This is a genomic window from Lysinibacillus sp. FSL K6-0102 (assembly GCF_038003545.1).
Lineage (GTDB): Bacteria > Bacillota > Bacilli > Bacillales_A > Planococcaceae > Lysinibacillus > Lysinibacillus capsici.
The window spans coordinates 2,295,762-2,311,658 of record NZ_JBBOPH010000001.1 but is presented as its reverse complement, the minus strand read 5'-3'; the positions used below and the strand labels follow the sequence as shown (position 1 = coordinate 2,311,658).

General features: G+C 35.7%; 17 protein-coding genes. 1 reads left to right on the top strand and 16 read right to left on the bottom strand.

Annotated elements, in window-relative coordinates:
- The 15 genes from NYE73_RS11670 to NYE73_RS11600 all read right to left on the bottom strand — a co-directional run bounded on the left by NYE73_RS11670 (position 1) and on the right by NYE73_RS11600 (position 13,662).
- Positions 1–2,223, bottom strand: coding sequence for a VirD4-like conjugal transfer protein, CD1115 family (locus NYE73_RS11670; RefSeq protein ID WP_259950617.1), 2,223 nt, complete (start codon positions 2,221–2,223; stop codon positions 1–3).
- A gap of 200 nt (positions 2,224–2,423) precedes the next feature.
- Complete coding sequence (locus NYE73_RS11665) at positions 2,424–3,386, bottom strand: hypothetical protein (protein WP_259956365.1); 963 nt, start codon at positions 3,384–3,386, stop codon at positions 2,424–2,426.
- Positions 3,358–3,876: a hypothetical protein gene (locus NYE73_RS11660; RefSeq protein ID WP_259950615.1), complete on the bottom strand. Its 519-nt coding sequence runs from the start codon at positions 3,874–3,876 to the stop codon at positions 3,358–3,360. Before NYE73_RS11660 ends, NYE73_RS11665 begins: the two co-directional genes overlap by 29 nt.
- An 87-nt stretch (positions 3,877–3,963) precedes the next feature.
- Positions 3,964–5,790, bottom strand: coding sequence for a hypothetical protein (locus tag NYE73_RS11655; RefSeq protein ID WP_259950614.1), 1,827 nt, complete (start codon positions 5,788–5,790; stop codon positions 3,964–3,966).
- A 91-nt stretch (positions 5,791–5,881) separates the two neighbouring features.
- Positions 5,882–7,081, bottom strand: a complete 1,200-nt coding sequence (locus tag NYE73_RS11650; protein ID WP_259950613.1) for a hypothetical protein — start codon at positions 7,079–7,081, stop codon at positions 5,882–5,884.
- 59 nt (positions 7,082–7,140) lie between these two features.
- On the bottom strand, positions 7,141–7,566 hold the full coding sequence (locus NYE73_RS11645) for a hypothetical protein (RefSeq protein WP_004230920.1): 426 nt from the start codon (positions 7,564–7,566) through the stop codon (positions 7,141–7,143).
- A 20-nt stretch (positions 7,567–7,586) separates the two neighbouring features.
- Positions 7,587–8,987 (bottom strand): toprim domain-containing protein, encoded by a 1,401-nt coding sequence (locus tag NYE73_RS11640; RefSeq protein ID WP_004230919.1) that lies wholly within the window; start codon positions 8,985–8,987, stop codon positions 7,587–7,589.
- On the bottom strand, positions 8,974–9,951 hold the full coding sequence (locus NYE73_RS11635) for a hypothetical protein (protein WP_004230917.1): 978 nt from the start codon (positions 9,949–9,951) through the stop codon (positions 8,974–8,976). Before NYE73_RS11635 ends, NYE73_RS11640 begins: the two co-directional genes overlap by 14 nt.
- A gap of 43 nt (positions 9,952–9,994) precedes the next feature.
- A complete protein-coding gene (locus NYE73_RS11630) occupies positions 9,995–10,228 on the bottom strand; it encodes a pilin (RefSeq protein WP_004230916.1) in 234 nt (77 codons plus the stop codon).
- Between the two features lie 3 nt (positions 10,229–10,231).
- Positions 10,232–10,435: a hypothetical protein gene (locus tag NYE73_RS11625; RefSeq protein ID WP_004230914.1), complete on the bottom strand. Its 204-nt coding sequence runs from the start codon at positions 10,433–10,435 to the stop codon at positions 10,232–10,234.
- 94 nt (positions 10,436–10,529) lie between these two features.
- On the bottom strand, positions 10,530–10,691 hold the full coding sequence (locus tag NYE73_RS11620; protein WP_004230910.1) for a hypothetical protein: 162 nt from the start codon (positions 10,689–10,691) through the stop codon (positions 10,530–10,532).
- Positions 10,692–10,770: 79 nt separating this feature from the next.
- Positions 10,771–10,932: a hypothetical protein gene (locus NYE73_RS11615; protein ID WP_004224145.1), complete on the bottom strand. Its 162-nt coding sequence runs from the start codon at positions 10,930–10,932 to the stop codon at positions 10,771–10,773.
- Between the two features lie 122 nt (positions 10,933–11,054).
- Positions 11,055–11,807 carry a hypothetical protein gene (locus NYE73_RS11610; protein WP_259950611.1) on the bottom strand — a complete coding sequence of 251 codons (753 nt, stop codon included), beginning with the start codon at positions 11,805–11,807 and terminating at the stop codon, positions 11,055–11,057.
- A 69-nt stretch (positions 11,808–11,876) separates the two neighbouring features.
- Positions 11,877–12,764 (bottom strand): hypothetical protein, encoded by an 888-nt coding sequence (locus NYE73_RS11605; protein WP_259950609.1) that lies wholly within the window; start codon positions 12,762–12,764, stop codon positions 11,877–11,879.
- A 283-nt stretch (positions 12,765–13,047) separates the two neighbouring features.
- Complete coding sequence (locus tag NYE73_RS11600; protein WP_004224151.1) at positions 13,048–13,662, bottom strand: recombinase family protein; 615 nt, start codon at positions 13,660–13,662, stop codon at positions 13,048–13,050.
- 216 nt (positions 13,663–13,878) lie between these two features.
- Between NYE73_RS11600 and NYE73_RS11595 the strand changes: the two genes are divergently transcribed.
- Positions 13,879–14,313 carry a hypothetical protein gene (locus NYE73_RS11595; RefSeq protein ID WP_004224152.1) on the top strand — a complete coding sequence of 145 codons (435 nt, stop codon included), beginning with the start codon at positions 13,879–13,881 and terminating at the stop codon, positions 14,311–14,313.
- Between the two features lie 234 nt (positions 14,314–14,547).
- Here NYE73_RS11595 and NYE73_RS11590 read toward each other — a convergent pair whose 3' ends face one another.
- Positions 14,548–15,195: a hypothetical protein gene (locus NYE73_RS11590; protein ID WP_259950608.1), complete on the bottom strand. Its 648-nt coding sequence runs from the start codon at positions 15,193–15,195 to the stop codon at positions 14,548–14,550.
- Positions 15,196–15,897 lie beyond the last annotated feature (702 nt).

Sequence of the window (15,897 nt, the reverse complement as noted above, 5' to 3'; positions counted from 1 at the left end):
TTATTGACTCCCTTCCATAATCAATTTTTGAATAGTTGTTATCTTTTCATCTTGAGCTGAAGACATGTTTTTTTGCATCGTTTTTTCGCGTTGTTCTCGCAGAATATCTGTCCATTCCCTCAAAACTTTATCTGGTAAGTATTTTTTTAAATCCTTGAAAATTCTACGTTCAATAGGTAGTGATTCAATCGTTGATCCGTAAGTAAGATAACTAAAGAGCTGTAAAAATGACCAGGTAGGGATTTCATCTAAATAATCATCCGTTGATTGTAATAGTTGATACAAGGTACTTGTCAAATTAGAAAACTCTGCTGTACTCATCGCTGAAGACATACAAACAAAAAGGTCTCTTTCACTTTTTGAAGTGAAGACCATTTCAGACATCTTTAAATTGTGATACTTAGTGGACATAATGGGTAGAGATAATATGGACTTACTATTATCAAAGTCCTCTGCTAGATACTCCCAACGGAACTTAGCAGCTGTAACGCCCGTATTAAAAATAGGCTTAGGCACAATTTTTCTACGCTCATTATCTTGACGCTTATTAGCACGAACGACTACAGATTCCCCTTCTTTTAACTGCATTAATTCATCTGGCATCAGTAATGCACGTTCTTTCACGGATTCACTATGCGACTTATCTGTAGACAGTAATTTCCCACTACGACTCACATCTGTAATTGTTTTTGTACCAATGAGCGCGGAGAACTGTTCTGCTGTCGCTTTATCTTTCGTTAAAATATATATTTGGTTAGAGCAGTTACCAATGATTGTATCTGCGTCATCACCATATAGGGATTTCATTTGAGAATAAGCTTGTATAATTAAATGGAACCTAAACCCTCGGCCAGCCCCTACAGTAACCATACCGTCCATACCATCCACTACTGGCATATTCCCAAATTCATCAAGTAAAGCATGTACATGGCGTTTCATTTTGCCACTAGGACTCATAGTAGCCTTCTCAGCATTTACTCGATATAATTGACTCACAAAAATACTGGCCAAAACGTGGTTCGATTTATCATAGTCAGGCGTTACCATAAAAATCGCGATTGGCTTGTCGCCAAATCCGACTTCTGTTAAATCTAAACTGTTGTAACTTGTAAGTTTTGCATTGGGTTCTAATGTGAAAATTTGCAATTTATCCATCGCTGATGAGAAAATTCCTGCGCGTGTATTACCAGCAGCAAAGTTACTTGTTGCATACATCATGCGAGCTGGATTGACCTCATCTCTGGCTCGGAAGAATAAATCTAATGCGTTTTCACCTGTCTCCTCGTTATTATCACTTCCAAGTGTAGAAAGGAAATTAGCCACAGAATATAAGTTAATCGTATCTTCTTTACCAGTCAGGAGCGCATCTTCAGTCAAGGCTAAAATGATTGCTGTCACCAAAGATTGAGCTGAGTTGGACCAAAACTTATCTTTTGCTGATGGATCATTGTATAGCATAAACCCTACGCTATTCGCATACTGTTGCGCTAAACTCGTATTTCCTGATTTCCACGCATCGATAACTACTTGTAATGGATTAAATCCCATTCCCATGTATTGTTGTATTAAATTAAATACATGCACTTCGTAACCACGAGCAATTAGCGTGTCATAACTAGCAGCTGCAAGTTCCCCTTTTGGATCGTTGACAACTAAGGAGGGCTTATTTTTGGCTCGACTCAGTACATCTATCTGAGGAAATACAAAAGTTTCCCCTTTACCCGATCTCGTAATCCCAATAACCATCGTATGAATGGGTCCTTCATCGATTAATAGACGGTACGGACGCCCTTTTTCCTGTAAAGCTGAAATAATGACGCCACCATCACCGTCATATTCTTTTTCTGCAGCAGGTATAATTTTGTATTGCTTTTTTAATTCACGCACCTGTTCAAATTCACTAGTGCCGTGCTGCCCTTTATTCAAATCCACAAAATTCAAGCGAATTTTATAGATAAATTTCACAAATCCTATTGTGCTTAGAATTGCAAACCCTATATAAAATGGAATCCAAGTTGACTGAAAATCTAAAAAGCTTCGCCAATCAATCGAAAAAGATACACTCTTGGGATCTGCCTGGAATTGATGGAACGATGCCAGTATAGATTGAAGGAATGCAAGCACAAAATTCGAAACAAAAAACATGAATGACCAAAAAACTATAGAGAAAACAAGAAGTCCTTTAGGTTGTGCTAAACGTTGTAAATATTTTGTTTCATTCATAGACCTTACTCCTTTCTTTCAAATTCCAACAAAAAACACGCTCTGGATGTAGTAGTTACATCTGAACGTGTTTGATTTCTTGTTGCTCTCTTTGAGGGGCAATATTCCCATAGTCCGTATTTATATAAGCTATAGCAGCTACAAATGCAAAAAACAAAAACCAAATTGTCTTTTTGAGAAATTTTTTCATATATCTCACCTTATTTGTATTGGAAATTCAATTCATACTGGTAATAATCCTCATAAGTACGCGTATCAGAGGCTGGTCTTACCACTGTTCCACGGTATTTATAAATACGTGTATCCATTTCAGGTCTTGTAACCGTACCAGTGTAATCCTGTACATATTCATATATTCGTGTATCAGTAGCTGGCTTCGTTACTGTTCCCTTATAAGCATATACACGTGTGTCTATACCTGGTTTTGTTACTGTGCCACGATATTTGTTAATAATGATATTTTCAGAAACAGTGTACTTGTAATAACACGTTTTTGCCCCCATTACATCCTCTGTGTAGTCATACAAAGGATAACTGCCACCTGGATATACTGCAGGACAGCTCAATCCTGTGGGTACAACATAATCAGCATAACGATCTACTAATACCTCTTTCCAACCAGTAACATATTGTTCTAACATACCTGTATAGCCATTTTGGTTGTAATAGGCTTGATCCTGGCCCTCTACATATCTACTCTCGCTAGGGATGTATACGCCACTTACAACATATCTTTCAAGCTCGCCTGTATAACCGTTTTTATTGTAATCTTTAGCTGTAGCACCTTCTATCCATTTTGTATCTGAAGGTGTGTATTCACCACTAAAAATCGTTTTAACTGGATCCCCATTCTTCAACAAAGTGCCATGATAGCCATCTGTTCCATAATCAATAGAACCTGGGAAAATGCTAGTAAATAAGGATGTTTTAGTTGTCGTGATCACCTTACTATCAGCTGGCATAAGTTTCCCACTATAAAGATAGCGTTCTAGGGTGCCTGTGTAACCATTTTGGTTATACGCAGCTGAGTCCTCGCCTGTCACATATTTTTCATCTGCCAGCGTATTTGTTCCACCTGTTTGTATCGTCTTTACAACTTTTCCACCTGATACTTTAACAGTTACTTTCTCACCATCAACACGTACAACTTCTACTTTTCCCATATCTGCAGATACACCCAGCAGATTTTTTAACCCTGGCACCGTAAATGTACTCTTTATCTGGCTGCAATGACTCAGGTGTTTTTGTAGAGTATGACTTTGCAATCTCAGTTGGCAGATTAGGTTCATTAGAATTACCACCATTTTTACCTGTGGAACGCTTCATAATCACAATTTTATCTTGACCATCTAGCGTTTTCTTACCACGCGCATTTTGATAGTTGTATTTATACCCAATAACAATTTCTTCTCCAAACTTAACAAGCCCTGGCTTAGAGAAAGTCACTGTTAAATCCTTTTTCTTTAATCTTTGAACTACTTGTGAAACATGTTCAGACACACCGCCTTCTTCTTTGACAAGCTCCGTAACCTCTTCTGTCATCTTCAAAAAGGCATGTTGTTGAAAAGCATCGATAGACATCATAAGAAGAAAAGGAAAAACCACAGCTGCAAACAACGCTGTGGCCAAAATAGCACCCTTTAGGTTAGACATATGAAATCTCTCACCCCTTTCATTAAAAGAAGGTTCTACAGTACACTTGATTTAATTGAAGTAGTTGATCTGATCTAGACAGTTCACCTACCTATATTGGAAATGAAGAGAATATTGGTAATAATCCTCATAAGTACGTGTATCAGTGGCTGGTCTTACCACTGTTCCTCGGTACTTATAAATACGCGTATCCATTTCAGGTCTTGTAACCGTACCAGTGTAATCCTGTACATATTCATATATTCGTGTATCAGTAGCTGGCTTTGTTACTGTTCCCTTATAAGCATATACACGTGAATCTGATGCTGGTAGTACTGCACTGTATTCTTGTGTATATTGATATACAGCATCTTTTGTTACGTTTCCACCGTAGACTTGAAACCATCGGAAAACATCATACGTATAATCTGCTGTGATTACCCTCTTATATGGATAATAAATGCCATTATACAAGAAGTTTCCGTATTCTATACTACTTTTCCAGCGTATACTATTTTCGATTATTTTAGGGTTTACTCTCCCTAGTGCTCTTAAAGTAGCTTCATTTGCTCTAACAATATACTCTATTGCGCTTTCAGCATTTAGCCTCCCATTAGGATTGATATTTATATCTTTAACCTGGCCGTTTAATTCACTTAAATTGTTAGAGTAATAGTTAGTATTATGAATTCCTACTATAGCAGGAGTCCATTCTGAGCTATGTTTTGTTGAATAAGTTGGGTTTCCAATTGCCTGTAATGTACCTATATGTCCATCTTTTGAATAATTATAAGTCGAAGAAGGTGATTCTTTTGCCCAATGCCATCTAGGACCACCTACCTCAATAGATATAGTTTTAGTTTCTTGATCTGTTAATATACTTTTCTTAGAATCACCTGTTCTATACAAAGTAACCCCATCTTTTACAATGGTGTCAGGAAATGTATTTGTAATACTTGTCAATGAATCAGAAATATTTTTTTCTGGAATATACTCCCCACTTACCGTATAGCGTTCTAATGTTCCTACATAACCATCATGGTTGTATTTTTCGGCTGTAGCACCCTCGATCCATTTTGTATCTGAAGGTGTGTATTCACCACTAAAAATTATTTTAACTGGATTTCCATTCTTCAACAAAGTGCCATGATAGCCATCTGATCCATAATCAATAGAACCTGGGAAAACGCTAGTAAATAAGGATGTTTTAGTTGTCGTGATCACCTTACTATCAGCTGACATAAGTTTCCCACTATAAAGATAGCGTTCTAGGGTGCCTGTATAACCATTTTGGTTATACGCAGCTGTATCTTCACCTGTCACATATTTTTCATCTGCTAGCGTATTTGTTCCACCTGTTTGTACTGTCTTTACTACTTTTCCACCTGATACTTTAACGGTCACTTTCTCCCCTTCAACACGTACAACTTCTACTTTCCCCATATCTGCAGATACACCCAGCAGATTTTTTAATCCTGGTACCGTAAATGTGTACTCTTTATCTGGCTGCAATGATTCAGGCGTTCTTGCAAAATATGATTTTGTGATCACAGTTGGGGGATTGGTTTCATTCGAATTATTCCCGTTTTTCCCTATGGAACGCTTCATAATCACGATTTTATCTTGACCATCTAGAGTTTTCTTACCACTCACATTTTGGTAGTTGTATTCATACCCAATAACAATATCTTCTCCAAATTTAACAAGTCCTGGCTTAGAGAAAGTCACCGTTAAATCCTTTTTCTTTAATCTTTCAGCTACTTGTGAAACATGTTCAGATACACCGCCTTCTTCTTTGACAAGCTCTGTAACCTCTTCTGTCATCTTTAAAAAGGCATGTTGATGGAAAGCATCGATAGACATCATGAGAAGAAAAGGAAAAACCACAGCTGCAAACAACGCTGTGGCCAGAATAGCACCTTTTAGATTAGACATACGGAATCTCTCACTCCCTTCTTGTGAAATGACTCACCACTCTGCTAAACCTTTCGGTTCTAACATTTAAAGTTAGAATGTTTTATCGTCCTCAATTACTCATGTACTCAAATTGTAGTTGATATTGATAGTAGTTGGCGTAAGTACGTGTATCTGATTCTGATCTTGTGACGTATCCTTCGTAATCCCAACTTGGATTACCTTTAGAATTGTCAAAAGCTATACCAGTAAATTTACGAATACCCTTAGTAGCTAAAATTTCAAGGGTATCTCCATTTTTAGGGTTAGGGACAATGGAATTAAGATCGGGTTTATATGGATATTCGACACTGTTTAATAATTCTAGTGATGATTCCCCAGCTCTATAAACATATTTAGGTTCATCGAAAAAGGTATCCTCATAATCAATTAAATCACCTACCCAAGTTACACCATTTGGATCTGTTTCTTTGTACTTGAAAACAGTGTTACTACAAGCTGTTGTTCCGCTAGTACGAATCCAATCTCCATCTTTATAAACATAATATGAAGAGCTTCCAGCTACCAAATGTATACACAAATTATCACCTGTTACTTGTTTACTTGGTGCTGTTCCTGAATATCCAACGTATTGTAGCTTACCTACATACCCATCTTGATTATAATTCAAGTATTTCGCTACTCTTGGACTACTTCGTTTTTCTGTAACTCGAACAAATTTCGTATCAGCTGGAATAAATGCTCCACCTGTTTGAGCTTTCCTTGAGATGGCTCCATTAGAAACTCTCGCTGTTACTTCTTCACCGTTAACACGCACAATTTCAACATTTCCAGTATTGGAAGTTACATTTAGTATATTTTTTAATCCTGGTATGTTAAACGTAAATTCACCATTGGCATTTAACGATTCAGGCGTTGTCACAGAATATGTTTGAGGTTCCTTTGGCGTGGTAGGATTACCGCCACCTGCGACTATACGTTTGTCTATTACCACTTTATTTTGTGTAGCTAACTTTTGTTTACCACGTACATTTTGATACTCATATTGATAATTAATAACAATTTCTTCTCCAAACTGAACTAAACTAGGTTTAGAAAAGGTCACTATGTAGCCTTTGCCCTTTAAATTATTCGCTACCTGTTGTACTTGTTCGGAAACGCCACCTTCTTGTTTAAGAAGCTCTGCTATTTTTTCTGTTGTACTGAGATAAGCACGCTGTTGCAAAGAATCAATTCCAAAACTTAATAAGAAAGGAAACACTACACCAACCCATAGTGCCATCGCCAAAATTGCACCTTTTAGATTTGACATGCCTGTGCTTCACCACCCTCCCCTTAAAGTAAAAGGCACTCACCAAATTTGGTGAGTACCTACTCTAATTCATTCAGTGTTAAGTGTCGTTCAGCAGTACCCTTCACTTTACCCTTTTCATCAATATATCGAATACGGTATTGGATACCGCGAATATCTTTATCAATGGATGTTACTTTACCTCCTGCATCTACAAATGCATAATTTACTTGGAGCTTGTAGGTAAGATTTTTTTGAGTTGCTGCAATTTCAGTCAACAAATTTTCTACTAATTCCTTTTTGTCTATATACAAAGCGTCCTTCTCTGATCGTCCCTGCTCATTTAAGCCTGTTCGAATGGCTCCTACATGAGCAGTTTCCAAAACCACTTCAGTTTCGGCCATTGTACGTGTCGTTATATTCTGAACTGATGCCCCGTAGGCAATAAACCCTATAAAAGCTACGAACGCTAGTAGTGGTACAAACCATTTCAAAAAAGTCGTCATAATATCTCCTTCCTTGTGTCTTATCGTTCATATTGAAGTTTCCGCACTTGATTTTCTTTTTTGAAAAGTTGTTGATTAACACATTTCTCAAAAGACTTATGATCATCCAGAGAAAATTTTATTGGCGATAAGGCATCATCAGGATATTCAAAAACTTTGTACTCTAAATTCATTTTCTCAAAAAATCCAATCAACTCATGTGTTTTGTTCTGACCTTCAGCTGTATGTGGCATAGCTAGAATAAATGTTTTATGCTGTAAATCCCTGTTTAACATTAGTTTCTGGATAGGTTCTTTAAAATCAACATTGTCCTCTCCCTGTATAACTAATACGCCACATTCTGCATCAACACTTCGGAACGATAAAGCATCCATTCTCGAATTGCATATTACTACATGTTGCATGGACTTTTTAATATCAATATAATTTCTGCTGTTTGACTCAAATTTCTTATCAAAAAACTGAACATATCGCTGAAATTTTTCCTTTTCCTTTACTAAAAAGTCATTTCCATCTTTACACGTTTCAGGGTATATAAAAATTTGATAATCAGCATGTATTTCTTCCAGACAACTAGCGATTTCTTTGGAAGCTTTATAGCCAGCAACATCATCGTCCATAGCAATAAGAAATCGCTTATTCTTAAATTTTTCTGGATTTTCTTTTATATAGTTGCAGAGAGTTCGGTATTTCCGAGAACCTGTTAATGCCATAATTCCAAGCGTTTTATCGATTTCACGAAATGATAAACTGTCCAAAATAGCTTCACCAATAACAACGGTTTTTGCCTCTTCAGGAATATCAACAAAAAAATCCCTCGCTTCATTTGAGGGATTCACAACTAGTTGTATTTCTTTAGGCTCAATATTTGGATTAATGGATGAACGTAACAAAATTCGATCTATACGACCATCCTCACTAAATAACGGAAAGACAAGGTTTCTTTGACACATCCAATGATTATCCGCATAATTCTTCGGTAATAATCCATTCGCATATTCAAACATAAATTTCACGCCTTCTGGATTAGAAAAATCAGCAATGAACGGGGAAGTAGTTGCACGTGAAAGTCCTCGATAACCCTTGTCTAAGGTGTCACTTTCGATATTTTGTAGGACATGATTCATTAATTTTGTAAAGTCGGCCAGCTGCTTAGACTCCTTAACGCTAAGTCCCTTTCTTTTATCTTGATCAGTAGAGTAAGAGATTTCAGCCTCTTTTTCTTCGTAGGATAAAATAAAACGCTCACCACAACTATTTTCTCGATTGCATTGAATGAAATTCATATTGTTTTTATAGATAAACGCTTCCTGTTGCTGGCACTCTGGACACGTACAAATGAAATATCTGCCTCGATCCTTTGCATTTAATTCGGCCAACATCTCATTTATATCTTGATAAAGTAATTTATTGTGGCTCATCCTCCTTCACCTCATCTCTCTGTAATTGCTTTTCAATATCCAACTTAAATTGTTGTAGAATTGGACTTAAAACAAGAGATTCAATCATTTCATCATTAGCAAGCGAGAAGCCTTGCGATAAAATAGCATCATATTTTTCTTTTAAAGCCGTAACCAGTGTTAAATGAATTTCATAAGCTTCAGCAAAACTATATTGTTCTACAAAAGTTGAAAAAAGGATTAGCTGAACAGACTGATATAGTTTGAAATTGGGACATAAAGCCTCAATGCGATGTTTTCCTACAGACTGAAAACTTGCACCAGCATATTGAGTAAATTGTTTGAAAGCTGTATCCTCTTGCAATATCAAATTTACCTTTTCCTCTAACAATTTTTGCTGTTGAAGAAAGTCTGTTTGCTCACCTTGCAAAGTCTTTTGAGCATCGAGGACTAACTTTTCTAAAGCAGTTTTTATAGCTGCCATCATTTGCTCAAGTTCTGCATAAAAGCCTGTTCTAACAAGTGGTTGCATGGTCCCATATACTTGATTTAGTTGTGAACCATCTAAATAAATAGGGAACGGTTCAAAAGCAGAAACACCGAATAGTTGATCAAAGCGAATCGCAAATGTCGCAAACTCTTTATTAATAAACAGCTGCTTTTCCTCCTCAACATACTCCTTTAGGGTGTTGACATACTTATGTCGTATATCTTCTTCCCAACTATCAAATGTTAGAATTGTATGCTCAAGCTGTTTTTGGAGGCTATCTTTTTTGTCAAAATGAACTTGGCTGATAACTAAACATTGGCCATCAATCCAAAACTCAAAAGACTTGGTAGAGGCTGCCCTTTTTTCTTTTGCAATTCTGTCACGAATCCTATCAATAATTCCTTCTGCTTCGGTAAAAAAATAATTCCGTTCTTCATCAATTTCTCGAAAGTAATCACCGTCATCCTTGAAACGAATCAATAATTTTCGTAACACATTGTTTTCTCCTTCCCTTGCTTTCCCTCAGTAAAATATTAGATCAGAATCCAGATACTTTTCCTGTCATCCAAGCAACGAAAGATGCAGCTAGATAAACAATGGCGAATCCGATAAATACGTTCATCATCCAAGACTGCGCACTTTCTTTCTTTTGAGGATCTTTTGCAAACATCCAAACAAGGCCAATAATAATTAAAACCAAGCCAGCTACTGCAGGCGCAAATTTTTGTACGTCATTTGCAATCTCATTTATAAGTGTAATGGCATTATCCATGCTTTATACCTCCTTTTCCTTAGCTAGAGAAGCTATCATTCCTTTATTTTCTAAGCTAAATTCAAGAATTAGAGCTTGATGTTGCTGATGTAGCCAATCAAAATAAGACTGTCCCTGTGCCTCAAATATTTCCTTTACTAAGGCCTCAGTTTCAGCAAATCCTTCTGGCTTTACTTTGCTTTGACGCTTTCTTTCTGATGGTGTCAATTTGTAATTCTCCTTTCGATAAAATAAAAAAGCAGAAGATCGTTATCTTCTGCTCCTCATGACTCCCTGCCCCTAGGGCTAAATTAAGCCTTTATCATACGCCAATTCCGCTAAATACGTTGTCTACCATTTTCGTCCATCCAGCACCGATTTTCGCCATTAAAGGATCGATTACGCCAGTGGCAAAGGCTACCATTCCACCGAATAAAACTAAAACGATGATGGCTAATGTGATCTCTGCTTTGTAGTTATTCAATTCCTATACCTCCCTTCAATTGAGTTAGAGCAATAAAAAAAGAAGAGTCCCTCACGATCTCTTCTAAAAGGCTGTCTTTTTAAACGCCAATTCCGCCAAATACGTTGTCTACCATTTTCGTCCATCCAGCACCGATTTTCGCCATTAGAGGATCGACTACACCAGTAGCAAAGGCTACCATCCCACCAAATAAAACTAAAACGATAATAGCTAGAGTGATCTCTGCTTTGTAGTTATTCAAAATTCTCCACCTCCCTTCAAGGGCAATAAAAAAAGAGTGGCCAACGCCCCCTCTCTTGAATGCATTAATATTTAGTTCCAGCCCCAAGCTGCCTGTCGAACATTAATAAACTATCAAACACATTATTTTTTAAATGGATTAGAACCATCTTTAAAGATACCTTTGTAATCTTTTGCTACTTCAGCAACACCATTTTCTTTCGCCAAAGTTACAGTGTGATTAAGTCCAATTACGTAAGGAACGATTCCAGGAGCTTCATTAAAAATAGCAGCCTGCTTTTTAATGTAGGCTTTCATTTCAGCCTCAATTACAGCGCGCTTATCAAGGTCATTCCAGTTATCGGCCAATTTTGTTTTAAAATTTGTAAGATCATGTTCAATTAAATTTCCCCAGAAAATTTTATTGTACTCGTATTTACCATTGACAAGTTCAAAGTACGCTGGTGTTTTTTCAGCTTCAAATGCACGATATGGTTGCCAGTCATTTTCTCGAATGCCGTATTGAATTAACTCTTGGCGATTTGCATTTGTTGCATAAACATTTAATGCTTTAAGTGCTTCGTGTGGTGTATATTCATACTTATTTCCATACATATCATAAGTATACTCACCAGCTTTATCTGCCCAAATATCTGTGTCAGAAAGCTTCACGTTAAATGTTTCTTCTAATGCTTGCCGACGCTCACTATCATTGTTTGATAGAAGTTTTTGCTGCGTTGTTGTTTTTACTGGTGCTACTTCTACAATTGGTTCTACCTGGTTAACTGGTTTTGTTTCTGTTTCTGCAGCAAATGCTGATGTCATTACCATCATAGATGCCATAGCAGCGAATGGCACAGCCATCATTTTACGTTTAAGGTTTTTTGTCATTTTCACTATAATCCCATCCTTTTTTAGTATCTTAGTTTTTAAAAATAGAAAGGACTCCCCAAATTTGGGGAATCCCTATCGTTCATGAGCTTGTGCAGCCATAGCTTTGTTTTGCTTTCGATCAAGTTGTACTGGTTCATGCTCGTACAGTTTTTGATCGATAACAGTTGTAAAGTCCTTTAAACGTTCATTCATATAAAGAATGCTTTGCATCAACTTTGATTTAGCTGAATCTTTTACTTCGGAAATACTATCGCGAACACCATTCCGTAGCCCAATTACCTTGTCATCCATTTTTTGTTTGGATGTTAATGTACGTTCAATAATAGAATCTTTGAAATGCTGGCGACATTCCTTTAGAAGATTTTTCATTTCATCACGATAGTCAGCGAATGTCTTCCTCTTTGATTGTGGATCCACAGAATTGAGCATTTGTTCGATACCTATTTCAATACGATTAAATTGCTCACTAATTAAATGTTCCACCTCTTTCTTGGTTAAGAAAGATTGGTCATTTTCATCATCAATTGCCTGTGTTTCGACAACCTTCATTAATTCAGTACCATGTTGTTCAATTTCATTTCGCATGTCTTTTGTGAATGTATCCTTTACATGCTTTCGTTTTTGATATTGTAAGAACATATCTGAATTAGTTAATGAAGGATTAAGTCCTTCATATGAAAAGCCATGTTCTTCAGCAATTTCCCTCGCATATTTTTCCGCACGCCACAGTTGTTTATAGGATTTTAATAAGAAAGGTTGAAACTCATCCTTTCCTTCACGACCTTTGTAGCGTACAGCTGCGTCAACATGCCATTTTCCATTATCTCCGTACATGCTCAAAGTAACTTTTGGTTTATTGCCGTGTACTTCCTGCCTACTTTCTACAAAAGACAACATATCTGAAATATCCACTGGCTCAAGTTCATACCCATAGATTTGTTGCTTTGGACGTTCTTCCATTTTCTCTTTTCCCTCCCATCAAAAATATTAATATTTCAAAAGCGAAAAGGATCTCTCCTATAAATAGGAAAGACCCTTTATGTATCCTGTCAAAATTTTTTCTTTCTTCAGGACATAATCTTCTGATACTAATACTTTAGCACAGATTTTCCGAAAAAAAGTCCGCATTTTGTACGTGATTTGTACGCATTTTGTACGCGATTTGTACGCATTTTGTACGCGATTTGTACGAAGTATCGCTTGCCCTTGTTTTATCAACTGCATCCTTGTTGTTAGAGATGGTTTACTCATCCAATTCTAATTGCCTTTTAATTGAATAAATAGTGTTCCTAGCAAGACCTGTTTCTCGATGAATATTCACTACTGATTCATTTTGTTTTAATAATTGGACCACTACATTATAGATAAGACGATCCTTTCCCTTTGCTTCAGCATGATATTTTCTAGGCTTGCCTTTGAAAGCTCCACGCTCTTTAGCAATAGCGATACCTTCTGACTGTGCTGTTTTAATTCGATTTCGTTCTTCTTCAACCATCCACGAAAGAAGTGTCAAAACGAGATCGGACACCAGCTGGCCAACACCTCCTGCTAGTTCTTTATATTTTCGTGTATCAAGGATTGGCATATTTAAAACAACAATATCAATTTCATCTTCTGTTATTTGCTTCCATTCATTAAGGATTTCTTGTTTGTTCCGCCCGAAACGACTTAAATCATGAATGACCAGCACATCACCAAACCGCATTTTCGATCTCATTTCACGATAAACAGAACGAGCAAAATCTTTTCCTGACTTTTTTTCACTGTAAATTTTTTCACATCCGAAAGCCTCAAGCTCCTTCAGCTGGCGATCTAAATTTTGATCAACGGAACTAACCCTTGCATAACCAAAAATCATTATGTATCGACTCCTTTAATTGAACAACTTATAATGAACAATCTAATACATTGATATTACTACATTCTATTTTGTTCAGCTAGAGTCTACTTATAATGAACAGAAAATAGATTTAAATATACATACTATATAATTTTTTATATTAAGAGGATATTTTACAATATTATAGAATTAAATTAATAGCAATTAAAAAATTGGAAAAGGAGTAGTTTTATTATGAATAAATTATTTAGATTTAAAATTCTGTTATTAGTTTTTATGATTTCTTTAGCAACTACTTTTGCAATTCCTTTTTATACTTATGCAACAGAAATTGATAGTGATTCAAAGGTAAATCCTTTGGGGGCTGGAGAATGGGATTTTAAAGGACAACAAAATCCAACACTTGGAGCAGGAGTAGCATGGTTGACTAATGAATATGTTGCGACTGATGGTGGGAATTTTAAAATAGATATGCAAAGCACTTTTTATAGTTCAAATTATGTCCATACTACTTATTTTGTTAATGGGGTTAAAAAGTTTACTTTACTTAATTCAATAGATGACTATAAAGGAACTGTTCAAATTGGTAATCTTAATGCAGGTGATAGAGTACAATTCTCTATTTTAGTTGATAAGGGTGACAAGTTTACATTAAGCTTTTATGATTAAAGAAAAAAAACATCTTTTTATAAAGATATTTCAGAGTGTCGACAAACTAAATTCGTAACAAAAAGTTATCATAAGTCGGCATTTAACTTTAGTTTTCTATGTTCAAATATTTTTCTGAATCCTAGAAAATAAAGGGTTTGGAAAATCTGAAAAAATTGTACTTATAGCCGTTTAATTTAAAAATAATAGACAAAGTCGAAAAAATCGACTTTGTCTACAGTCTGAAACATCTTTTTATAAAGATGTTTTTATTTTTTCTTTATTCTTATTATAAATGTATATTTTCACGGTACTTTCTTTTAAAAGTTTATTAGAGGCTAACTTTTTCTCTAATGTAGTATATATTGTCCTTTCTATTTCCTTACCAATATCTACTTGTTTTTCCCCATCTAACAATGTACTTACTTCCACAATTAGTTCTTGGGGATCTTCCGGTGGAGGAATTCTCATATCTACTCCTCCATCAATTTTGTTTGGATAAGCATTAGATAATTCATTATTAATTTTTTTTGCGATCTCAACCAATAAATTATTTCTTTCTAACTCTTCTTCTGTTATCATTTGACGAATTTCACCTTTTTTTACATTAACTTTATATTTTTCAAATTTAGTTGACCTAATCAAATTTCTCACAACATCTTTGATTTCATGTTTTACTGAATCATAATACTCTTGGCTTCCAAGAACATCAATATCTATATCCTTCGAATTGTTATCAACATGAGTATTAATACTATAGGTACCTATTTTATATTTCCCCACTAATTTTACTTCTATCTTTTCCAACATTTGAATTTCAGCACTTTTTGGTGGTGGACTAATGTTATTTTCAGCAGAACCATTTAAAGAAGCTAATCCGAAGCTTAATAATAGTACCCCCATGATGCTTAAGACTACAATAAGGAATTTCTTTTTAATAAATCCCACCTCCTCTCATTTTACGATATGAGCAGATATCATAATGTATTCGACCTTTTTCGTCTTATTCAACTTTTTAATGTAAAATCATGAAACACTAAAATTTTAAGAATAAAGCCACCTTTAATGCGGCTAGTTATTAAGCCTCTTTGCTTTGGCCAGATGACCTGCTCATCACTGGGGCAATCAATCCAAACATATTCAGCTGCAGGACCTGGTTAATCGGTTGACCATAAAAATACACTTGTAGGACCTAGTTCATCTTTGGTCCATTTAAATAGGGCAATACTTATTAAATCCAAAATCATTAGCCATAATATGACTAATTGCTACCGCGCTATGTTGACCGTTCAATACAAGTAATTATGTTACTTCATCGAAAGAAGCATTATAGCCGAGCTGTACTTTTACTGATTCAATTAGTTTGTCTTCTATCATCTATTTTCTTGTGCTGCTGTCTTTTGATTTCAGTTTCGCGTTGAGCCTTCCTTCCAGCCTCTAAAGTGGCCACAATTTCTTTCTTTTCCTTAAGTAATTCTTCAATTCATCTTCTTTCTTTCTGGCGTTCTTCTAGGTAAATAGAAATCGAAGAGACCTTTTCATAAACATTTTAATTAATGGAAGGTATTTGAAATTATATGTATAAATTACTCTTATACCAACTAA